The organism is Pseudomonas sp. D1-1, assembly GCF_051132225.1.
Lineage (GTDB): Bacteria > Pseudomonadota > Gammaproteobacteria > Pseudomonadales > Pseudomonadaceae > Aquipseudomonas.
Genome location: NZ_CP071676.1, coordinates 369,616 through 392,181, shown reverse-complemented (window position 1 = coordinate 392,181; position 22,566 = coordinate 369,616). Strand labels below are relative to the sequence as shown.

Below are 22,566 nucleotides of genomic sequence, written 5' to 3'. Positions count from 1 at the left end.
TCACTAGAACCTGGACCCAGGCCTGCTCAAGAACTCCACTTCCTCAGCCGTGGACTCACGCCCAAGCACCGCATTGCGATGAGGGAAGCGGCCAAACCGCGCAATGATCTTCTGATGCCGTTCGGCATAATCCAGGTTGTCCTCAAACACCGCACGCTGCGCCTCGGGCTGTTCTCGAACCAACTCGATGAACCGCGACACGGCTTCGTTCTGTACGGCGAGGTTTTCGCAGTGTTCGAGTACCAGATAAATGAATACGCGCTGGACAGGCTTGAGTTGCCGGTCGAAACCCGCCGCCAGTCCCTGTGCTACCAGCGCTTGGGCACGCAGGTCGCCGGAAAAGCTTCTGGGGGTGTCGCGAAAGATCATCCGCGGAAGTTGATCGAGTAACAGCACCAGGGCCAGCCAACCTTCCGGGCGTTGCGCCCAATCGGTCAATCCGCCAGCCAGTGCCTGCTCGACCTGATCACCGAAGCGCTCTTGCGCCTGGCGATCATGGCCTTTGCCGAACCACAGCTTGCCCTTGTCAGCCGCGATGTCATCGGGTGATTCGGCTGAACCGAACCACCAATCGAGCAACGGCTGCCAGGGCTCGGCCATGATTTATTCCTTATGGTAGGCCGTGGCGCGCGCCACTTCTTCCTTCGAGCCGAGGAACACGGCCACGCGCTGGTGCAGGCCTTCAGGCTGGATGTCGAGAATGCGTTGGTGGCCATCGGTGGAAGCGCCACCGGCCTGCTCCACCAGGAACGACATCGGGTTGGCTTCGTACATCAGGCGCAGCTTGCCCGGCTTGGACGGCTCGCGGCTGTCGCGTGGGTACATGAACAGGCCACCACGGGTCAGGATGCGGTGCACATCGGCAACCATCGCGGCGACCCAGCGCATGTTGTAGTTCTTCTTCAGCGGGCCTTCTTCGCCGGCCAGCAACTCGCTGACGTAGCGTTGTACCGGGGCTTCCCAGTGACGCTGGTTGGACATGTTGATGGCGAACTCCTGAGTGGTCTCAGGAATGGTGATGTCTTCGTGGGTCAGGACAAAACTGCCCATCTCGCGATCCAGGGTGAAGCCTTTCACGCCGTCGCCCAGGGTCAGTACCAGCATGGTCTGAGGCCCGTAGATGGCATAGCCGGCGGCGACCTGTTCGGTGCCTGGCTGCAGGAAGGCCTTTTCGTTCAGCGCTTCGTTCTGGCTCAGGTACTCGTTCGGGCAACGCAGTACCGAGAAGATGGTGCCAACCGGCGCGTTGATGTCGATGTTCGACGAGCCGTCCAACGGGTCGAACACCAGCAGGTAGGCGCCCTTGGGATACTTGCCCGGGATCTGGTAGGCATTGTCCATTTCCTCGGACGCCATGCCGGCCAGGTGACCGCCCCACTCGTTGGCTTCGAGCAGGATTTCGTTGGACAGTACGTCGAGCTTCTTCTGCACTTCGCCCTGCACGTTCTCGGTGCCCATGCTGCCAAGGACACCACCCAGCGCGCCCTTGGAGACGGCGTGGCTGATTTCCTTGCACGCACGCGCCACCACTTCGATCAAAAAGCGCAGATCGGCAGGGGTATTGTTGCTGCGGGTCTGCTCAATCAAATAGCGACTCAAGGTAACGCGGGACATGGACGGCTCCGAAGAATAGGGGGCGGAAAACCCGCGCAGTTTAGCGCGAGTCGGGAGTTAATTCCTCCTATGAGACGGGATATGGAGGATTGAGTTCACGGGGTGGCGGTTCGCTTGGGTAATCTATTGGTTGATAGGACGCCATCGCGAGCAAGCTCGCTCCCACAGTTGACCGAGTTGTTCCGACGAACGCGGTTTATTGTGGGAGCGAGCTTGCTCGCGATGAACACACCTCAGTTCTTGACCGGTGGCTTGCGCAACAGGCTGAACGCCATTGCTGCGAGGAACAGCACACTCAGCAGCAACACCGCCCACAAGCCGATTTTTTTCCAATTGGTCTCGACGGGCGCAGGCGTGGTTTCGACTCTCGGGGTCGCCGTGGCCGTGCCGTTCACCGTCGCCGTACCCAACGTCGCCAGCCGCGAAGGTTTGTAGTCGGGCACCAGCGTGGTCAATGGCAGGCTGGCCGCCTTGACTGTCGCACTGCCCAGCGCCAGGCGCCAGGGGCCCTCGCCGCGCGCCAGGAACACCACCTGGGTCGGACGCACGGCAAAGCGCAGGGCCGGGGCCTCGGCGCCCAGACCGCCGCCGCGCTCGTCCACCGTCAGCTTCAGTTGTTGAACGGTCTGGCCGGACAGTTGCAGCTGGTTTTGCAACACGTCCTGGCCATTCTGGGTCAGGCGATAGAGCAGACCGCTGCCCATCGGCTGCCAGGGTTGGCTGCTTTCGCGGCGACCGGCCAGGGTCGCCGGCGCCAGGGTGTTGGCCTGGCTCAACTCGATCTGCACCTGTTCGACGTTCAACCCCATGGGTAACTGCCAGGTGTATTCGCCGGCCTTGGTCGTGCCACCAGCCAGCGGCTGCGACCAGACCAACGGCAGTGGCAGGCTTTCGCGGCTGGCGCTTTGCAGCTGGGCCGAGGTCAGCACCGGCGCCGAGGACGGCGAATCCCACAGCAGTCGCAAGTAGCGCGCCGACTGCCCCGGCAAGCTCACCTCATGCTGCTCGACCCGCTCATCGGCAAACGTCAGCCGGGCGATCTGGCCTTCGCCCCACGACTGCCAGTGCTGCAAGTCGTCGCTGGCTTCGATGGTGAAGCGCTGGAAGCCATCGCGCTCGCTGGTCCAGTCGAGGATCAATTGCTGTAACGGCGCCTTGATCGCGCTGGCGTCCAGCAACCAGCCGCGCAACTCTTCCTCGCCCGCCTCGAGCCGACTGGACGGCTGGACTTCCACCAGCGTGCCGTTGGCGTTCGATTGCACACGCACGCTGGGCGCACGCTCGCTGTCATCGGCGGCGTTGTACAGCGGGAACCATTTCACATCGGTGAGCGTGCGACTTTCCCGGCTCTGCGCCGACTCGCGAACCAATGCGTAGGCCTGGGCCTGGCCCGCCGCGTTGAAGACCCGCAAATCGCTCAGGTCGGTCTGGCGCGCCTGCAACTGCACGTCCAGCGGCAACGCCAGGCGATACCACGGCCCCTCGCCGCTCAAGGCCAACGGCACCTGATGGGCGAAGTCTTGCGGTTGTTCCTGTGCCGCGGCCGACATGGCCACCCACAACCCCACCACGCCCAGCCCGATTCGACTCAACTTGCGACTCAAGATGACACTCCCTCACTGACAGGCATCGGCGGCTCGGCATCCACGGCCGGCTCCGGGCGTTTGGGCGGCAGCGGCGCAAAGTAGCCGACCACCAGCAGCAACACGCCCACGCCGATAAACGACACGATCCGCGCCAGACCACCACGGTTACTCAATTCGACAAAGAACAGCTTGGCCACGACCACCGCAATCAACGCCGCGCCGATCAGCCACACCTCGCGACGATGCCGCAGGTGTCCGCCAATCATCAGGCCCAGGGCGATCAGGGTCCAGACAATGGACAACCCGGCCTGCACGAACATCGATTCAAGCAATGCATCCAGCTCGAACGGCACATCCATCCACTGGTGCGCAGTGCGCATCACCAAGGCGGTGAAGAACGCGAACAGCGACACGCCGGCGATCAACTGAGCGACCTGTCCGATCCGACTCCAGCGGTTCGTCGTTTGCTCCACGGCGTTGCGGGCCCACACATAGATACCGAACAAGGCGAACAGCAGACCCAGTTCCAAGGGGTTGAGCAACGGCACATAAGGCAGCGGCTCCGAGTTGCCATCACTGAACGTGTTTGTCAGCCAGAACCAACCGAGCATCAACAGTGCCATGGGCGCCGCCGCGTAGACGCGGTATTCGCGCGGTTGGGCCGACACCGGCCACGGCAAGGTACGCGGCGTGGCCATCAGCACCAGGTAGAGGCCCGGCAGGATCGCCCACGCCAACCACCGCCAGGCATTGTACTGCTCGGACAGCAACAGCAGGCCGTAACGCAACTCCAGCATCAGCACCACCATCAACAACCAGCAACCGAGCACATGGGCGGTGCTGCGCGCCTGGGCCGGCAGCTTCGTGGCCAGGCGCTTGAGCGACAGGAAATGCACGGCAAATACCGCCAGCCAGGCCAGCCAGCCGAAATCCGCCGCCGGGTGATAACGGCTGTGCCCGATCGCCACCAGCACACAGCCTGCTGCTGGAATCAACAAGGTGCACAGCAATCCCATTGCAGCCCACTTCAAGCGCAGCGCCGCAACGGTCCACACCGCCACACTGGCGGCCGCGACAATCAACAACAAACTGCCTTGCAGGTTTTGCGGGGCAAAGCGCAGCACTTCGCTGCCCCACGCCAGCGCCCACCAACCGGCACCCCAGATCAGCAGCAGCTCGGACAGGCGCTGCAAACTCAAGGCATCGAGTTCCCGCGCCGCGTGCGCCTTTTGCAGACGCCATGCGCCCACCAGCGCAGCCAGCCCCAGCACCAGCGGTGTCCAGAATCCGCTGTGGGCCAAGGGACGCAGATCCTCGGCATCAAGCGAGCCCAGCAGCGCCGGCCCTGCCATCAGGAAAGCCGCACCGCCAATCACTTGCAGCAGCAGGCCAAAGACAAAGCTCACGCGCTGCTTCAGGTACAGGCTCAGCCAGATGATCAACAGACCGCTGGCCGCCCACACGCCGCTCGCCGTTTGCCAGGGCAACACGAACAGCACCGCAAGATTGATCAACACCAACCCGGCCAGCAACACCACCGACAAGCCGCGCAGCAAGCGCACATCGTTGCGCACCATGTCGTCGCGCGCCGCCAGCAACATACCGCCGATCAATGCCAGGCCGATCAACGAGGCGCTGAGCAGACCGCTCCAACCAGCGTTGAACACCGCCGCCGAATCGCCTTCGGCGCCTTGCAGACGCAGCAGGAACAGCGCACCGCCGAGCAGTTGCACGGCGAAAGCGGTAAACAGGAAGCTGCGTGATTGCAGGCGCAGGCCGACAAACAGCGTCACCAGCCCGGCCAGCGCCCAGGCGATGGCGGTGCCCTGGGTAAAGAAGAACAGTGGCGCCAGCAGATAAAGGAAGCTCAGCCCCAGCACCGCCAGCACGGGTTGCCCGCGAAGCTCCCAACTGGCGGCGTGCCCGGGCTCGGCCTTGCGCAATTGATAGAAGCTGAACAGCAAGGCGCCACCGAGCATCAACGCGCCCAGCCATGAGCCTTCCAGCAGGCTGCCTTCGCCGCCATGCAGTTCGCTGACGAAGGCCAGCGCCGACCCCAATTGCAGCAACAGGGCAAAGATTCGCGCAAAAGGTCGCTGCTGACGCAGGCCGAGCCAGAAGATCCCGGCGCCTTCCACCGCCCACGCTGCGGCAGTCCAACGGGCGTCGAGGCCAAGGGGAATCGCCAGGCTGGTGAAAATCACGCCCAGGGCGAGGCAAGTTTCGGCCAGCAATACAGCGCGCCCGCCCATCAATACGCGGGCCAGCCCCATGTAGATCATGCCCAGGGCCAGGGCGCTGAAGGCGGCGGCGAATTCCAGATGCTGCACCAACGCGAACTGCAAGCCGAAGCCCACCAGCGGCGGACCGAACAGCATGCTGCCGTCCACATAGTCGCCCTTGCGCGCCGACCAGCGCAGCAGCGCCTGACGGCTGTCATCTTCAGGCGCATCGCTCATTTCCAGCAGCTTGCGCCGGGTGAACAACAAGCCTATCGCCAGGTACATCAGGAAGAACACGATGAGGAACGGCTCAGTGCTCCAGAGCAGCTCCGGCGTATAGGAACGCAGGCCCCAGGCGAAACCGATGCCGAAAGTGCCGACGAAGCCGATCAGGTTGAGCAGGCGCCAGGCGCGGAACCAGGCAATCGCGAAGATGCCGGTATTGAGCAGGATGAAATAGCTGAACAGCGCGACATGGTTGCCGCTGCCGGTGGAGGTCAGGATCGGCGCGGCGAAGCCGCCCAGTGCGGCAGCTGCCGCCAGCCCCAGGGCATTCTGGGTAACGGCCAGGATCGCGGAAAACACCGTGACTGCAACCAACAGGCCCAGGGCAGCCTTGGAATCGAGCAGCGGGTGCAGGCGCATGGCGGCGAACACGGTCAGGTACAGCACCGCGATCCCCGTCCCCTGCAACATCAACGCATAGTTGCTGTTGCGGTGGCGCAACCACCAGCCCAGGCCCAACAGGCCCAAGGCACTGGCCGCGACGCCGGCGTAACGCAACTCGATCGGCACTACCATGCCTTCAGTGGCGTAGCGCAGCAGGAAGGCCAGGCCGAGGAACAACAGCACCACGCCGACCCGCAGCACGGTGTTGCCGCCGAACAGCCAGTTGCGCGCGCCCGTCCAGGCACGATCGATCAGATTCGGACCGCGAGGGGCCGTCGGCTCGGTAGTCCTCGGTTCCAGGGGCAGAGGTTCGAAGTCGCGGGTTGCGCGCCGACTGGATGTTTCGGGCGCGGGTTTCCAAACGTCATCGGGCAACGGCTGGCTGGCCTGGGTGGCCATCGCGGGGATTGGTTCGAGTTCTGGTGGCAGCTGCCAGATGAGCTCCGGCTCGGTGCGCGCCTCGGGCTTCGCCGCTTGGGCAACGACGATTTCCGGCGCTGTAGCCGGTTCACTCGGTTCGGCCACGTTGCCGCGTTCGAGCACCGCCAGACGCGCTTCCAGCGTGAGCAAGCTGCGCTGGGCATCTTGGAGCAGGATCTGTTGCTTGGCGGCCTGGATACCCAGGCGTCCCAGTCGAAACGACTGGGCGATGCCAAGCCCCACCAGCGCACCGATCAGCGCGTCGGCAAACGACTCTTCCACCACCCAGCCGAGTGCCAGGCCCAACAGTGTCAAAATCCATTGCATATGGTCGATATCCCTAAGCGGCCCGTTGCGGGCATGACCGGGGTGATGTGGGGTCTGGCTCAGTCTAGTGGAAAACCCCGAAACCCTGTGGGAGCGAGCTTGCTCGCGATGGCGGCGTGTCGGGCAATATGAATGTCGCCTGATACACCGCTATCGCGAGCAAGCTCGCTCCCACATTGGATTCCTGGCATTTCCAGTACTGGTCCGGCCACACTGCCCGGCGAAACTGACGCCTAGTATATCGACGAAGCCCTACCGCCGTTGGGCTTCGCTCACATTTCTTGCAACAGTCAGTCCAGGGCCTTCCAGATATCGGTGGCGTATTCACGAATGGTCCGGTCCGAGGAGAACCAGCCCATGCGCGCGGTGTTGAGCACCGCCGAGCGCCACCATTGCTTGGGATCGTGCCACCTCTCCTCGACTTTGGCCTGGGCGTTCCAGTAGGCGTCGAAATCGGCACAGACCAGGAAGCGGTCGTAATCCACCAGCGAGTCCACCAACCCGGTGTAGCGCATCGGATCGTCAGGCGAGAACACCCCGCCACGAATCGCTTGCAGCACATCGTTGAGGCGATGGGATGCGGCGATGTCCGGCGCGGCACTGAATTCGCCGTTGCGCTTGCGCGCTTCCACCTGCTCGGCGGTCAGGCCGAAGATGAACATGTGCTCGCCACCGACGCGGTCATGCATTTCCACGTTGGCGCCGTCCATGGTGCCGATGGTCAGCGCGCCGTTGAGGCCGAACTTCATGTTGCTGGTACCCGAGGCCTCGAAACCGGCCGTGGAAATCTGCTCCGAGAGGTCCGCCGCCGGGATGATGCTTTCGGCCAGGCTGACGTTGTAGTTGGGCAGGAACACCACTTTGAGCAAGCCGCGCACGGTCGGGTCGTTGTTGACCACCCGGGCGATGTCGTTGGTCAGCTTGATAATCAGCTTGGCCTGGTGATAACTGGCGGCGGCCTTGCCGGCGAAGATCTTCACCCGCGGCACCCAATCCACCTCCGGCTCGGCGCGGATCGCCTGGTACAGCGCCACGGTGTGCATCAGGTTGAGCAACTGGCGTTTGTACTCGTGGATCCGCTTGACCTGCACGTCGAACATCGCCGCCGGGTTGACGGCAATGCCCAGCCGCTCGTGAATCAGGTAGGCCAGGGCTTTCTTGCTGTGCAGGCGCTGCTCGGCGAATTGCTTGCGGAACGCCGGTTTGTCGGCAAACGGCTCCAGTTCGATCAGCCGCTCCTCGGGGTTGTCGAGCACGCTCGGGCCGAGGGCGTCGACCATCATTGAGGTCAGTTCGGCGTTGGCCTGGAACAGCCAGCGGCGGAAAGTGATGCCGTTGGTCTTGTTGTTGATCCGGTCCGGGTAAAGTTTGTGCAGCTCAGAGAATACGGTGCTGCGCATCAGTTGCGTGTGCAGTCCGGACACGCCGTTGACGCTGTGGGAACCGAGGAACGCGAGGTTACCCATGCGCACCCGGCGACCGTTGTCTTCTTCGATCAGCGACACCGAGCGCAACACGTCGAAATCGTGCACGCCCTTGGCCCGCAGCGAATCGATATGCTGGGCGTTGATCAGGTAGATGATCTGCATGTGCCGCGGCAACATGCGCTCCATCAGCCCCACCGGCCAGGTTTCCAATGCTTCTGGCAGCAGCGTGTGGTTGGTGTAGGAGAGCGTGTCCTGGGTGATCTGCCAGGCCGCGTCCCACGCCACGTCGTAGACGTCCACCAATTGGCGCATCAGCTCGGCCACGGCAATCGACGGGTGGGTGTCGTTGAGCTGGATCGCCGCGTGATCGCCCAAGGTCAGTACCGAGGTGTGCATGTTGCGATGGCGGCGCAGCAAATCCTGCAGCGAGGCGGCGACGAAGAAATATTCCTGGCGCAGGCGCAGTTCCTGGCCGGCTTCGGTGCTGTCGGCCGGGTACAGCACGCGGGAAATACTCTCGGCGCGGGCCACTTCCGCTACGGCGCCGAGGTGGTCGCCAGCGTTGAAGCGCTCCAGGTGCAGGTCTTCCACGGCTCGGGCACGCCACAGGCGCAAGGTATTGACGCTGGCACCGCGCCAGCCGACGACCGGCGTGTCATAGGCAATCGCCCGCACGGTTTCGGCCGGGGACCAGACCTGCCGGGTCTTGCCGGTTTCGTCGGTGACAGTCTCGACGCTGCCGCCAAAGCCGATCGGGTAGACGACTTCCGGCCGCTCGAATTCCCATGGGTTGCCGAAGTCCAGCCAGTGTTCGGTCTGCTCCTGTTGCCAGCCGTCGACAATCGCCTGGCGGAACAGGCCGTGTTCGTAACGAATGCCATAACCATGGCCGGCGATTCCGAGGGTCGACATGCTTTCCATGAAGCACGCCGCCAGACGGCCGAGACCGCCGTTGCCCAAGGCCGCGTCGGGCTCCAGCAGACGGATGCGCTCAAGGTCCACGCCCAGCTCGGTCAAGGCCTCGCGGGCGGTGTCCAGCAAGCCGAGGTTGCTCAGGCTGTCGTACAGCAGCCGGCCGATGAGAAACTCCAGGGAGAGGTAGTAGACGCGCTTCTGGCCCTTTCGGTAGATCTGCCGCGTATGGTCCATCCAGTGTTCGACCATATGGTCGCGGGCAGCGAGGGCGATGGCTTCGAACCAATCGTGATCAAACGCATGATCGGGGTCCTTGCCGACGGCATAAGTGAGTTTGGTCAACACGGCGTCGCGAAAAGCCGCAACCTCGGCTTCGCGAACAAGTGGTTCTTGAGTCATTGATGAGACCTCGAACGAGCATGGAAATGTCTGAGCCTAGACGGTCTGACAGACGGTACGGGCTCTTGGTTCGGTGGTTTTTCCCCGGTGTCGGAGAATCGCCGCCAGAGAATTGCCAGATAGGCGAGTGAATGCAGGGGCCGTGCCGGTCCAGGCGGGGTTTTGCCGCAAGGTAAAAAAAACCGGCAGATGGTCGTTCAAAATTTCACCAGTCCCGGTATGATCGCGCGCCCTGATGCATGCTGGTAAACCGTGATGATGAAGCCCAACCTGATCGCCGCCGCGGAGATCGACCGACTCGATACCTGGGCGAAGTATTCCGCCCCGATGTGCGGTTCCTGCGTGTCGAGCTGTTGCACGCTGCCGGTGGAGGTCAAGATCAAGGACCTGATCCGTATCGGCATCGTCGATGAGTTCGAGCTGGGCGACCCGCCGAAAAACATCGCCAAGCGCCTGCAAAAGGAAGGGATCGTCGAGCGCTACAACCAGAAATCGGAAATCTTCACGCTCCAGCGCATGAGCAACAACGATTGCCTGTATCTGGATCGCAAGAGCCGGCTGTGCACCATTTACGAAAAGCGCCCGGACACCTGCCGCAATCATCCACGGGTCGGGCCACGGCCGGGGTATTGCGCCTACAAGCCCAAGGAAGTGGAGCGCGAGCGTAATCCGCGGACGTTGGATCGATTTTGATCGACCGTCGGTTCTTTAGCGCCTGAACAACAGCTATCGCGAGCAAGCTCGCTCCCACAGGGGATTTTAAGCGGACGCGGATTTTGTGCCCGACATAGACCTACTGTGGGAGCGAGCTTGCTCGCGATAGGGCCCTGACAGCCACCCATAAACTACAGGCACAAAAAAACGCCCCCGGTTTCGCAACCGGGGGCGTTTTTCATTCAGCCTGGGCTAAATCAGTTCTTGGCTTTCTTGGCGGCGCGGGTACGCTCGCTTTCGTCCAGGATCTTCTTGCGCAGGCGGATCGACTTAGGCGTCACTTCACACAGCTCGTCGTCCTGGATGAATTCCAGAGCCTGTTCCAGGGTGAAGCGAACAGGTGGTACCAGGGCGATGGTTTCGTCTTTACCCGAAGCACGCATGTTGTCGAGCTTCTTGCCCTTGGTAGGGTTCACGCCCAGGTCGTTGTCACGGCTGTTCAGACCAACGATCTGGCCGCCGTAGATTTCCTGGCCATGTTCAACGAACAGCTTGCCACGCGCCTGGAGGGTTTCCAGGGAGTAGGTCAGCGCCTTGCCGGTTTCAACCGAAACCAGAACGCCGTTCTGACGGCCGGACATGTCGCCGGACTTCATCACGTCGTAACGGTCGAAGATCGAAGTCAGGATGCCAGCACCGTTGGTCAGGGTCAGGAACTGGTTACGGAAACCGATCAGACCACGAGCAGGGATGTTGTATTCCAGACGTACACGGCCCTTGCCATCCGGCACCATGTTGGTCAGGTCGCCCTTACGCAGGCCCATCTCTTCCATCACCTTGCCCTGGGATTCTTCCGGCAGGTCGATGGTGACGTTTTCGAACGGTTCGTGCTTCACGCCGTCAACCAGACGGATGATCACTTCCGGACGGCCTACAGCCATTTCGAAGCCTTCGCGACGCATGGTTTCGATCAGAACCGAGAGGTGCAGTTCGCCACGGCCCGAGACCTTGAACTTGTCAGCCGAGTCGCCTTCTTCAACGCGCAGTGCAACGTTGTACAGCAGCTCTTTGTCCAGACGTTCCTTGATGTTACGGGAAGTCACGAACTTGCCTTCTTTACCGCAGAATGGCGAGTCGTTTACCTGGAAGGTCATGGAAACGGTTGGCTCGTCGACGGTCAACGGCTTCATCGCTTCAACGGTGTCCGGGTGGCACAGGGTGTCGGAGATGAACAGCGAGTCCATGCCGCTGATGCAGACGATGTCGCCGGCAGCTGCTTCTTCAACGTCTACACGGTGCAGACCGTGGTGACCCATCAGCTTCAGGATACGACCGTTGCGCTTCTTGCCGTCGGCACCGATAGCCACGACCGGAGTGTTCGGCTTGACGCGACCACGGGCGATACGGCCAACACCGATCACACCCAGGAAGCTGTTGTAGTCCAGTGCCGAGATCTGCATCTGGAACGGGCCGTCACGGTCGACTTTCGGCGCGGGTACGTTGTCGACGATCGACTGGTACAGCGGGGTCATGTCGTCAGCCATTTCGGTGTGGTCCAGACCGGCAATACCGTTCAGGGCCGAGGCGTAGACGACTTTGAAGTCCAGCTGTTCTTCGGTGGCGCCCAGGTTGTCGAACAGGTCGAAGATCTGGTCCAGAACCCAGTCCGGACGCGCGCCTGGACGGTCAACCTTGTTGATGCACACGATCGGACGCAGGCCGGCTTCGAAGGCCTTCTTGGTCACGAAACGGGTTTGCGGCATAGGGCCGTCCTGGGCGTCGACCAGCAGCAGCACGGAGTCGACCATCGACATCACGCGCTCGACTTCACCACCGAAGTCGGCGTGGCCCGGGGTATCCACGATGTTGATGTGGTAGCCGTTCCAGTTGATGGCGGTGTTTTTCGCCAGGATGGTAATACCGCGCTCTTTTTCCTGGTCGTTGGAGTCCATCACGCGCTCGTCGTTGAGCTCGTTGCGCTCCAGGGTGCCGGATTGACGCAAGAGTTTGTCTACCAGGGTGGTCTTACCATGGTCAACGTGAGCAATGATGGCGATGTTGCGTAGATTTTCGATCACTTGTGTATCTCGATCAGAGGATTCGGTGTGCTGACAGGTCGTGGCAGCGATTTACAGTAGAGTCCGACAGTTACAGCGTGTCGGCGGCGTCGGGGGGCCGGTGACGCAGGCCACAGGCAAACAGCCCCGGGCACTTAGCTCGGTCGATAAACGCGCACATTGGCATGCCCCTCACTGAGCAAATGATGGGCATGCAGGCGACTCATCACGCCTTTGTCGCAATACAGCAGGTACTGGCGAGTAGGGTCCAGTTCCTTGAAACGCGCGTTCACTGCATAGAACGGCATCGTTTGTACCTCGACGCCGGCGACGCTCAGCGGGTCGTCTTCAGCATCGTCCGGGTGACGGATGTCGATGATGATCTGACCGGCCAGCGCTTCGCCGACTTCTTCAATCTGAATGTCCTGGCCCAATTCGTCGATGACCCGATCGATCGGCACCAGCCTGGCGTTCTCGATTGCGCGTTCGAGTACCGCCATGTCGAATTCTTTCTCCTCGTGCTCCACGCGCCCGCGCTTGGCCGCCGTCTTCGGATTGACCGAGATGACCCCGCAGTACTCCGGCATGTGCCGGGCAAAATCGGCGGTGCCGATCTCCGTGGCCGTGTCGATGATGTCCTGCTTGTGGCTGGCGATCAGTGGCCGCAGCACGAGTTTCTCGGTCACGCAGTCGATCACCGACAGGTTCGGCAGCGTCTGGCTCGAAACCTGGGAAATCGCCTCGCCGGTGACCAGCGCGTCGATGTGCAGGCGGTCGGCGATGCTCGTCGCGGCACGCAACATCATACGCTTCAAAATGACGCCCATATGACTGTTATCGACTTTGCCGAGAATCTCGCCCAGGACTTCCTCGAACGGCACGCTCACAAATAACACGCGCTGGGAGCTGCCGTACTTCTTCCAGATGAAGTGCGCCACTTCCATGACGCCCAGTTCGTGGGCGCGCCCGCCGAGGTTGAAGAAGCAGAAATGGCTCATCAAGCCGCGACGCATGATCTGGTAGGCGGCGACGGTGGAGTCGAAACCACCGGACATCAATACCAGCGTCTGCTCCAGCGAACCCAGCGGATAACCGCCGATGCTGTCGTGCTGGCTGTGGATCACGAACAACCGCTGGTCGCGAATCTCGATGCGCACTTCAACTTCAGGGTCTTTCAGGGAAATACCGGCCGCGCCGCACTGCCGGCGCAACTGGCTGCCGACATAACGTTCGACGTCCATCGAGCTGAACGGATGCTTGCCGGCGCGCTTGCAGCGTACCGAGAAGATCTTGCCGGCCAAGGCGTCACCATAATGGAGCATGCACTTGGCGAGGATATCGTCGAAGTCCCCCAGCGGATATTCGTCGACCTGGAGGAAATGGGCGATGCCCGGCATGCAGCTCAGGCGCTCGGTCATTTCCTTCAAAGCCTTGGGTTCGCTGACGCGGGTTTCCAGTTCGAGGTTGTCCCACACGCCGTTCACCACCACGGCCGGGTCCAGGTCACGGAGCACGGCACGGATGTTCTTGGCCAGCTGGCGGATGAAACGCATCCGTACCGGGCGGCTCTTGATGGTGATCTCGGGGAAGACTTTTACGATTAGTTTCATGAAAACAGCGCGCGAACGGCCAGCCGAAAAAGGGGGGCGCGGATTATAGCGGAAATTGCTCAAGGTTTAACCAGTTAATCTGCAATTGGTTTTGGTCGCACCAAAACAGGTCACAATCCATAAAAGACGCCACATTGCGGTGCGCAATTGTCCGACAATCCGCGTCCAGCCCCTTCCAAAAGCGAGGATTTGGTGCAAAAAACCCATGCTGGGGCACTGGCATGCAAATTGCTCCCTTGTGAGGCAGGTTGCCTTGGCAGAGTATTCGCGCCGGCATCACCCATATCTAAGGGCACACCATTACCGCCCGAAGCCACCCGGAGGACATATGTCGAAGTCGGTTCAACTCATCAAAGATCATGACGTCAAGTGGATTGATCTGCGCTTCACTGACACCAAGGGCACTCAACATCACGTGACCATGCCGGCCCGTGATGCGCTGGACGACGAATTCTTTGAAATCGGCAAGATGTTCGACGGTTCCTCCATCTCCGGCTGGAAAGGCATCGAAGCCTCCGACATGATCCTGATGCCGGACGACGAAACCGCGGTCCTCGATCCGTTCACCGAAGAGCCGACCCTGATCCTGGTTTGCGACATCATCGAACCTTCGACCATGCAAGGCTATGACCGCGACCCACGCGCCATCGCCCACCGCGCCGAGGAATACCTGAAGTCCACCGGTATCGGCGACACCGCTTTCTTCGGTCCTGAGCCTGAATTCTTCATCTTCGACTCGGTCAAGTTCAAATCCGACATCTCCGGTTCCATGTTCAAGATCTTCTCCGAACAGGGTTCGTGGATGTCCGACCAGGACGTGGAAGGCGGCAACAAAGGCCACCGTCCAGGCGTCAAAGGCGGCTACTTCCCGGTTCCGCCGTTCGATTTCGACCACGAAATCCGTACTTCCATGTGCAACGCGCTGGAAGAAATGGGCCAGACCGTCGAAGTTCACCACCACGAAGTGGCAACTGCCGGCCAGAACGAAATCGGCGTGAAGTTCAACACGCTGGTCAAGAAGGCTGACGAAGTCCAGACCCTGAAGTACTGCGTGCACAACGTTGCCGACGCCTACGGCCGCACCGCGACCTTCATGCCGAAGCCTCTGTACGGCGACAACGGTTCGGGCATGCACGTGCACATGTCGATCTCCAAGGACGGCAAGAACACCTTCGCTGGCGAAGGTTATGCCGGTCTGTCGGACACCGCCCTGTACTTCATCGGCGGCATCATCAAGCACGGTAAGGCCCTGAACGGCTTCACCAACCCGTCGACCAACTCCTACAAGCGTCTGGTTCCAGGCTTCGAAGCACCGGTCATGCTGGCCTACTCGGCTCGCAACCGTTCCGCCTCGATCCGTATTCCTTATGTGAACAGCCCTAAAGCCCGTCGTATCGAAGCGCGCTTCCCGGATCCGGCTGCCAACCCGTACCTGGCCTTCGCAGCACTGATGATGGCCGGCCTGGACGGTATCCAGAACAAGATCCACCCCGGCGATGCCGCCGACAAGAACCTGTATGACCTGCCGCCTGAAGAGGCCAAGGAAATCCCACAGGTTTGCGGTAGCCTGAAAGAAGCCTTGGAAGAGCTGGACAAGGGCCGTGCGTTCCTGACCAAGGGCGGCGTATTCAGCGACGACTTCATCGACGCTTACATCGCGCTGAAAAGCGAAGAAGAGATCAAGGTTCGCACCTTCGTACACCCACTGGAATATGAGCTGTACTACAGCTGCTGATCCGGTAGCGCCGTCACGTACGGCGTGAAATAAAAGAGGCCTCCTTCGGGAGGCCTTTTTCATGGGCACCGGTTACAGGCATGATGCCTCGTCGCTCCTCCATAAAGACGAGACTGCCCATGACTCCGCGCCTCAAGCTCTGCCTTGCCCTGTCCGCCGCACTGCTGGCCACCAGCGCCGAAGCGGGCAACGCCCCCGAAGCCCTTACTCCGCTGCTGAACGCCATCGGTGAACGCCTGGCCATTGCCGATCAGGTGGCGTTGAGCAAATGGGACAGCGGCAAACCGGTGGAGGATCGCCAGCGCGAGCGTGAAGTCATCGCCGCCGCCGTCGCCCAGGCGCCGGCCTACAAACTGACCGGTGAAACCGTGGAAGCGTTTTTCGCCGCCCAGATTGAAGCCAACAAACTGGTGCAATACATCAACCTGTCCGACTGGGCCCTCGACGGCAAGGCCCCGGACCTGCCACGCCCGGACCTGGTGGGCGAGATCCGCCCCAAACTCGATCGACTGCAGAAACGTCTGTTGCAACAACTGGCCGACTTCGCCCCCTACCGCACCGACCCGCAGTGCCCGCAATGGCTGGCCCGCGCCACCCACCACAACAAACAACACCCAATACACAGGCTTGCCTTGATCCGAGCAACCGGCGGACTGTGTATCTCCCCGAAATCCTGAGCCCCCCCCCTTCCCCCTGTGGGAGCGAGCTTGCTCGCGATGAGGCCAACCTATCCAACACCTCACTGCCTGACACACCGCCATCGCGAGCAAGCTCGCTCCCACACTGGATCTGCGTCGCCACAAGATTCGTGTTCACAGCAGATCCCCTGTCGGAGCGAGCCTGCTCGCGAAGAGGCCAGCACATTCAACACCTCAGCGCCTGACACGCCGCCTTCGCGAGCAAGCTCGCGCCCACAGGAAATACGTGCAACACAGCAACTGGGCCAACCTGCCACGCTGGCCTATGCTGCACCCATCACCTTTCGTTTTCGGTCGATTTTCCATGGGTCGTGTTTTCTCAATCATCCTCTTATCGCTGTTGGCATTGCCTGCTACCGCGCAGATCTACAAATACACCGACGCCGACGGCAACACCGCCTACAGCAATCAGCCGCCCGACGGCGTACCAGCCCAGGCCGTGGAATTGCCGCCGCTCAACAGCGTCGAGTCCCAGACACCGGCCAGCCGCGAAGCACCTGCGGCCGCGCAAAGCAGCGACGCGCCGCGTAACGCCTATGACATCCTGGAACTGACCGACATCCCCACCGAAGAAGCCCTGCGCGCCAATAACGGCACCTTCACCGTTGGCGTCCGGGCGCAGCCGCGCCTGCAAGGCCCGCATCTGTTCAGGCTATTGCTGGACGGCCAGCCGTACGGGCAGCCGAGTAACGTGCCGCGCCTGCAACTGGTGAACATCGACCGCGGCGAACACAGCCTGGCAGTCCAGGTCATCAACGGGGAACGTCTCGTGCAACAAAGCGAAACCGTTACCTTCACTGTCCAGCGGATTCACCTTCCATGATCCGCTGGCTGCTCGCCCTCGGCCTGCTGCTGGTGGCGCTACCGAGCCTGGCGCAGGTCTACACCTACATCGACGCCCAGGGCAATCGCGTCTTCACCGACCAGCCACGCCCCGGCAACGCGAAGAAAGTGCCGCTACCGCCCGGCAACCGGATGCCGGCCACGCCCTCCGGGAATACGCCGACGACGACCGCCGAAAAGCCACCCGCCGAGCCCTTGTTCCGATACGAGATGCTCCGGCTGCTGATCCCCGAGCCAGATGCGACGATACGCAGTACCGCGGGGGAACTGATCGTCACCGCCACCAGTGAGCCCGGTTTGCAGAAAGGTCACCGCTACCGTCTGCTGCTGGACGGCAAGCCCACTGGCGAGCCGGGACCCAGCCCAGTGTTTGCGCTGAAGAATATTGATCGCGGCACGCATCACCTGGCAGTGGAGATCCTCGACGAGCAAGCGCGAATCGTCGAGCGCACCGCCAACCAGCCCTTCCACATGCAGCGCATGTCCCTGGCGCAAAAGCGCCGCGTCAAACCCTGTGCTATCGCCGACTACGGCCAACGCCCCGAATGCCCCCTGGCGGACAAGCCCGAGGAGGAAAAAAGCAGCATCCTGCCCTTCTTCTAATGCCATTCAGGATGGCGCACCATGTCAGTGCACAGCTCTGCACCTCTACCCAGATTCCAACCCATTTTGGTTCGAAACTACCCGCGAAAACTGGCAGAACGCCACACAGATGGGCGAGAAAAGGCTATTTGACGCCTAAAACGCTTCTTTTCGGAGCCTTGGTTTGGTTTTTGCATTTTGCTGGTATCAGCGCATGAATCGCGCGCGCGATTTGGGGGCCTGCCCTTGATCGCTACGCTTTAAAAGAGGTCCTGATGACCATTAGCGACGCACTACACCGTTTGCTGCTCGACAATCTCACCACCGCGACCATCCTGCTCGACGCCGAACTGCGTCTGGAGTACATGAACCCGGCGGCAGAGATGCTCCTGGCCGTCAGCGGCCAGCGCAGCCATGGGCAGTTCATCAGCGAACTGTTTACCGAATCCGCCGAAGCGCTGAATTCCCTGCGCCAGGCCGTCGAACAGGCTCACCCGTTCACCAAGCGCGAAGCGATGCTCACCGCCCTGACCGGCCAGACCCTGACGGTCGACTACGCGGTAACGCCGATCCTCAACAACAATGCCACCCTCCTGCTTCTGGAAGTCCATCCCCGTGATCGCCTGCTGCGCATCACCAAGGAGGAGGCGCAATTGTCCAAGCAGGAAACCAGCAAGATGCTGGTGCGCGGCCTGGCCCATGAGATCAAGAATCCGTTGGGTGGCATTCGTGGCGCGGCGCAGTTGCTCGCCCGGGAACTGCCAGAAGAAAGCCTCAAGGACTACACCAACGTCATCATCGAAGAAGCCGACCGCCTGCGAAACCTGGTGGATCGCATGCTCGGCTCGAACAAGCTGCCCTCACTGGCGCTGTGTAACGTTCACGAAGTACTGGAGCGCGTCAGCAGCCTGGTGGAGGCGGAGAGCCAGGGCTGCATCACCTTGGTGCGCGACTACGACCCGAGCATTCCCGACGTCCTGATCGACCGCGAGCAGATGATTCAGGCGGTGCTGAACATCGTGCGCAACGCCATGCAGGCCATCAGCAGCCAGAGCGAGCTGCGCATGGGTCGCATCAGCCTGCGCACCCGCGCCATGCGCCAGTTCACCATCGGTCATGTGCGCCATCGCCTGGTGACCAAGATCGAAATCATCGACAACGGCCCGGGCATCCCTGCGGAACTGCAGGAAACCATCTTCTTTCCCATGGTCAGCGGCCGTCCGGACGGTACCGGGCTGGGCCTGTCCATCACCCAGAACATCATCAGTCAGCATCAGGGCTTGATCGAATGTGAGAGCCACCCCGGCCACACCACTTTCTCGATCTTCCTGCCACTGGAACAAGGAGCCACATCGACATGAGCCGTAGTGAAACCGTGTGGATCGTCGATGACGACCGTTCTATCCGCTGGGTCCTGGAAAAAGCCTTGCAACAGGAAGGCATGACCACCCAGAGCTTCGACAGCGCCGACGGGGTGATGAGCCGCCTGGCCCGTCAGCAGCCGGACGTCATCATTTCCGATATCCGCATGCCCGGCGCCAGTGGCCTGGACTTGCTGGCGCGGATTCGCGAGCAACATCCGCGGCTGCCAGTGATCATCATGACCGCTCATTCCGACCTGGACAGCGCCGTGGCGTCTTACCAGGGCGGTGCGTTCGAATACCTGCCCAAGCCGTTCGACGTCGACGAAGCCGTGTCCCTGGTCAAGCGCGCCAATCAGCACGCCCAGGAGCAACAAGGCCTGGAAGAAGTCCCGGCCCTGGCCCGCACCCCGGAAATCATCGGTGAAGCGCCGGCGATGCAGGAAGTGTTTCGCGCCATCGGTCGACTGAGCCATTCCAACATCACCGTGCTGATCAACGGTGAATCGGGTACCGGCAAGGAATTGGTTGCCCACGCCCTGCACCGCCACAGCCCGCGTGCGGCGTCGCCGTTCATTGCGCTGAACATGGCGGCGATTCCCAAGGACCTGATGGAGTCCGAGCTGTTCGGCCATGAAAAGGGCGCGTTCACCGGCGCGGCCAACTTGCGCCGGGGCCGCTTCGAACAAGCCGATGGCGGTACGTTGTTCCTGGATGAAATCGGCGACATGCCGGCTGACACCCAGACCCGACTGCTGCGGGTACTGGCCGACGGCGAGTTCTATCGAGTCGGCGGGCATACGCCGGTCAAGGTCGATGTCCGGATCATCGCCGCGACCCACCAGAACCTGGAAACCCTGGTCCACGCCGGCAAGTTCCGCGAAGACCTGTTCCATCGCCTGAACGTGATCCGCATCCACATCCCGCGCCTGGCGGACCGTCGCGAGGACATCCCGACCCTGGCCCGGCACTTCCTCGGCCGTGCGGCCCAGGAGCTGGCGGTGGAGCCCAAGCTGCTCAAGAGCGAGACCGAGGAATACCTCAAGAACCTGCCGTGGCCCGGCAACGTGCGCCAGCTGGAGAACACCTGCCGCTGGATCACGGTGATGGCGTCGGGTCGCGAAGTGCATATCAGCGACTTGCCACCGGAACTGTTGAGCCTGCCACAGGATTCGGCGCCGGTGACCAACTGGGAACAGGCCTTGCGCCAATGGGCCGACCAGGCCCTGGCCCGCGGTCAATCGAGCCTGCTCGACAGCGCCGTCCCGGCCTTCGAGCGCATCATGATCGAAACCGCCCTCAAGCACACCGCCGGCCGCCGCCGCGACGCCGCCGTGCTGCTGGGCTGGGGCCGCAATACCTTGACTCGCAAGATCAAGGAATTGGGGATGAAGGTTGATGGTGGGGATGATGATGAAGGGGATGAGGGCTGACCAGCCTTTGGTCCAGCACTGAATTCAAAATCCAATCGCGAGCAGGCTCGCTCCCACAAAGGCCAATACCATCCAATGTGGGAGCGAGCCTGCTCGCGAAGCTTCTGAAGATTCGTGCACCGCTTCAATGCACTGCGAACCGCAATTGCTCATGTACGACGAGCCAGAACCGATCGCCCCAGCTCCAAAAAACCGCTCAACACCTAAGCAAAAGCCCCGGAATACGGGGCTTTTTCGCATCTTCAGCAGTTTTTTGTGACAAACCATTTAAAACTGGCACGCCCCCTGCAATAACCCAATCACTACCCAGTTTCGGGGACCTTGGTACAGGCAGGCCGGGGATTCCCCTCTTTTACACCGGGCTCATCGAGCCCACAGTTTTGGGGGCCTTGATACAGGCAGGTCAAGGTTTCCCTTCTTTACATCCGGGCTGCGCCTTCACGGCAAGCCCTCCCGTTTTGGGGACCTTGGTACAGGCAGGCCGGGGATTCCCTCTTTTATTGCTCCTGGAGACGGATCTCCAGCCGCCAGCGGTCATCGACCTCGCTGCCGGTCCACTCCCCTCGCAACGGACGCGCCGCCACCAAAGTCAGCAACAGCCCCTTGTCACTCAACCGCACCCGCCAGTTCACGTTCTTGCCGTTGAGCTTGAGCTGGCCTTTCTGCGGCCGACCTTGCGCCTGAAACAACAGCGCCACAGTGCCGTCGATGATTTCCCCATGGAGCTCCGGTTCGTTGTTGAACCAGGCCACCAGCCCTCCCTGGGTGACCTCGACCTGTTGCAGCTCGCTCGGATCGGGCGTTGTCAGGCGGCCGATCATCAGCCCGACCATCATGCCGACGATCGCCAGAGAGCCCATCACCCGAGGCAATAGCTTCGAACGTCGATCGGTTTGCGGCGTAGAATGCCGCTCATCTTTATCTGCGGAGCCGTGCATGTTTCACGTCATCCTTTTTCAACCGGAAATACCACCCAATACCGGCAACGTCATCAGGCTGTGCGCCAACAGCGGCTGCCACCTGCACCTGATCGAACCGCTGGGCTTCGAAATGGACGACAAGCGCCTGCGCCGCGCCGGCCTCGACTACCACGAGTATGCCACCTTGCAGCGGCACGCCGACTTGGCCAGTTGCCTGGAAAGCCTGGGGCATCCGCGCCTGTTCGCCTTCACCACCAAGGGCTCACGGCCGTTTCATGACGCCAGCTTCGTCGCCGGCGATGCATTCCTGTTCGGCCCGGAAAGCCGTGGCCTGCCGGCCGAAGTGCTCGACGCACTACCGGCGGACCAACGCTTGCGCTTGCCGATGCGTGAAGGCTGCCGCAGCCTGAACCTGTCCAACACCGTGGCGGTGGCGGTTTATGAGGCGTGGCGGCAGAACGGCTTTCAGTAGCACCGCATAACAAATGTGGGAGCGAGCCTGCTCGCGAAAGCGTCAGCTCAGTCGGTACTTGATTGACTGATATAGCGCTTTCGCGAGCAGGCTCGCTCCCACAGGTTTGATACTCGGCTGACAGCGCCGTTTACTGGACGGTCGCGCCACCTTCCTGTTGCATGCGCTGCAGCTCTTGCGCGTACAGGGCATCGAAGTTCACCGGGGCCAGCATCAGGGCCGGGAACGAGCCACGGGTCACCAGGCTGTCCAGTGTTTCGCGGGCGTACGGGAACAGAATGTTCGGGCAGAACGCGCCCAGGGTGTGGCTCATCGAAGCGGCATCGAGATTCTTGATCAGGAAGATACCGGCCTGCTGGACTTCGGCGATGAACGCGACTTCGTCGCCATTCTTCACGGTCACCGACAGGGTCAGCACCACTTCGTGGAAATCTTCTTCCAGGGCTTTCTGGCGGGTATTCAGGTCCAGGGCCACACTCGGCTCCCACTGCTGGCGAAAGATCGCCGGGCTTTTCGGGGCTTCGAAGGACAGGTCGCGAACGTAAATGCGCTGCAAGGAGAATTGCGGTGCGGCTTCTTCTTCAGTGGCAGCTGTGTTCTGTTGGTCAGTCATCGCAGATCC

17 protein-coding genes are annotated in these 22,566 nt (G+C 61.5%); 8 read left to right on the top strand and 9 right to left on the bottom strand.

Annotation, left to right across the window (positions count from 1 at the left end):
- Positions 1–3 precede the first annotated feature (3 nt).
- The 5 genes from J3P86_RS01695 to J3P86_RS01675 all read right to left on the bottom strand — a co-directional run bounded on the left by J3P86_RS01695 (position 4) and on the right by J3P86_RS01675 (position 9,579).
- The gene (locus J3P86_RS01695; RefSeq protein ID WP_434699303.1) at positions 4–600 is read right to left on the bottom strand and encodes a DUF924 family protein; all 597 of its coding nucleotides are present in this window, start codon (positions 598–600) and stop codon (positions 4–6) included.
- A 3-nt stretch (positions 601–603) separates the two neighbouring features.
- Positions 604–1,614, bottom strand: coding sequence for a class 1 fructose-bisphosphatase (locus J3P86_RS01690; RefSeq protein ID WP_107323045.1), 1,011 nt, complete (start codon positions 1,612–1,614; stop codon positions 604–606).
- A 233-nt stretch (positions 1,615–1,847) separates the two neighbouring features.
- Complete coding sequence (locus J3P86_RS01685) at positions 1,848–3,164, bottom strand: DUF3999 domain-containing protein (protein WP_434700594.1); 1,317 nt, start codon at positions 3,162–3,164, stop codon at positions 1,848–1,850.
- A 50-nt stretch (positions 3,165–3,214) separates the two neighbouring features.
- On the bottom strand, positions 3,215–6,838 hold the full coding sequence (locus J3P86_RS01680; protein WP_434699302.1) for a DUF2339 domain-containing protein: 3,624 nt from the start codon (positions 6,836–6,838) through the stop codon (positions 3,215–3,217).
- A 290-nt stretch (positions 6,839–7,128) separates the two neighbouring features.
- Positions 7,129–9,579, bottom strand: a complete 2,451-nt coding sequence (locus J3P86_RS01675; RefSeq protein WP_305497418.1) for a glycogen/starch/alpha-glucan phosphorylase — start codon at positions 9,577–9,579, stop codon at positions 7,129–7,131.
- A 255-nt stretch (positions 9,580–9,834) separates the two neighbouring features.
- Between J3P86_RS01675 and J3P86_RS01670 the strand changes: the two genes are divergently transcribed.
- The gene (locus tag J3P86_RS01670) at positions 9,835–10,272 is read left to right on the top strand and encodes a YkgJ family cysteine cluster protein (RefSeq protein ID WP_024778075.1); all 438 of its coding nucleotides are present in this window, start codon (positions 9,835–9,837) and stop codon (positions 10,270–10,272) included.
- A gap of 218 nt (positions 10,273–10,490) precedes the next feature.
- Here the strand turns inward: J3P86_RS01670 and typA are convergent, their stop codons facing one another.
- Positions 10,491–12,311, bottom strand: a complete 1,821-nt coding sequence (typA, locus tag J3P86_RS01665) for a translational GTPase TypA (RefSeq protein WP_305497421.1) — start codon at positions 12,309–12,311, stop codon at positions 10,491–10,493.
- Positions 12,312–12,445: 134 nt separating this feature from the next.
- Positions 12,446–13,900, bottom strand: coding sequence for a tRNA uracil 4-sulfurtransferase ThiI (gene thiI / locus J3P86_RS01660; RefSeq protein WP_305497422.1), 1,455 nt, complete (start codon positions 13,898–13,900; stop codon positions 12,446–12,448).
- Positions 13,901–14,228: 328 nt separating this feature from the next.
- On the opposite strand from thiI, the gene glnA reads away from it, so the two are divergent.
- The 6 genes from glnA (at position 14,229) to ntrC (ending at position 20,552) form a co-directional block, all read left to right on the top strand.
- Positions 14,229–15,635, top strand: a complete 1,407-nt coding sequence (glnA, locus tag J3P86_RS01655) for a type I glutamate--ammonia ligase (protein ID WP_186638815.1) — start codon at positions 14,229–14,231, stop codon at positions 15,633–15,635.
- 119 nt (positions 15,636–15,754) lie between these two features.
- Positions 15,755–16,312, top strand: coding sequence for a chorismate mutase (locus tag J3P86_RS01650; protein ID WP_434602560.1), 558 nt, complete (start codon positions 15,755–15,757; stop codon positions 16,310–16,312).
- A 325-nt stretch (positions 16,313–16,637) separates the two neighbouring features.
- The gene (locus J3P86_RS01645; protein WP_434699301.1) at positions 16,638–17,156 is read left to right on the top strand and encodes a DUF4124 domain-containing protein; all 519 of its coding nucleotides are present in this window, start codon (positions 16,638–16,640) and stop codon (positions 17,154–17,156) included.
- Positions 17,153–17,779, top strand: a complete 627-nt coding sequence (locus J3P86_RS01640) for a DUF4124 domain-containing protein (RefSeq protein ID WP_434699300.1) — start codon at positions 17,153–17,155, stop codon at positions 17,777–17,779. Before J3P86_RS01645 ends, J3P86_RS01640 begins: the two co-directional genes overlap by 4 nt.
- Positions 17,780–18,033: 254 nt before the next feature.
- A complete protein-coding gene (gene glnL / locus J3P86_RS01635; protein ID WP_434699299.1) occupies positions 18,034–19,119 on the top strand; it encodes a nitrogen regulation protein NR(II) in 1,086 nt (361 codons plus the stop codon).
- On the top strand, positions 19,116–20,552 hold the full coding sequence (gene ntrC, locus J3P86_RS01630) for a nitrogen regulation protein NR(I) (RefSeq protein ID WP_186613250.1): 1,437 nt from the start codon (positions 19,116–19,118) through the stop codon (positions 20,550–20,552). Before glnL ends, ntrC begins: the two co-directional genes overlap by 4 nt.
- A gap of 497 nt (positions 20,553–21,049) precedes the next feature.
- Here ntrC and J3P86_RS01625 read toward each other — a convergent pair whose 3' ends face one another.
- Entirely contained in the window at positions 21,050–21,490 is a 441-nt protein-coding gene (locus J3P86_RS01625; protein WP_434699298.1) for a hypothetical protein, read from the bottom strand.
- Here J3P86_RS01625 and trmL point away from each other — a divergent pair.
- Positions 21,489–21,944, top strand: coding sequence for a tRNA (uridine(34)/cytosine(34)/5-carboxymethylaminomethyluridine(34)-2'-O)-methyltransferase TrmL (gene trmL / locus J3P86_RS01620; protein ID WP_092401422.1), 456 nt, complete (start codon positions 21,489–21,491; stop codon positions 21,942–21,944). The two genes, J3P86_RS01625 and trmL, sit on opposite strands and share 2 nt — an antisense overlap.
- Before the next feature lie 130 nt (positions 21,945–22,074).
- On the opposite strand, the gene secB is transcribed toward trmL, so the two are convergent.
- Positions 22,075–22,557, bottom strand: coding sequence for a protein-export chaperone SecB (secB, locus tag J3P86_RS01615; RefSeq protein ID WP_305497429.1), 483 nt, complete (start codon positions 22,555–22,557; stop codon positions 22,075–22,077).
- Between the last annotated feature and the right edge of the window lie 9 nt (positions 22,558–22,566).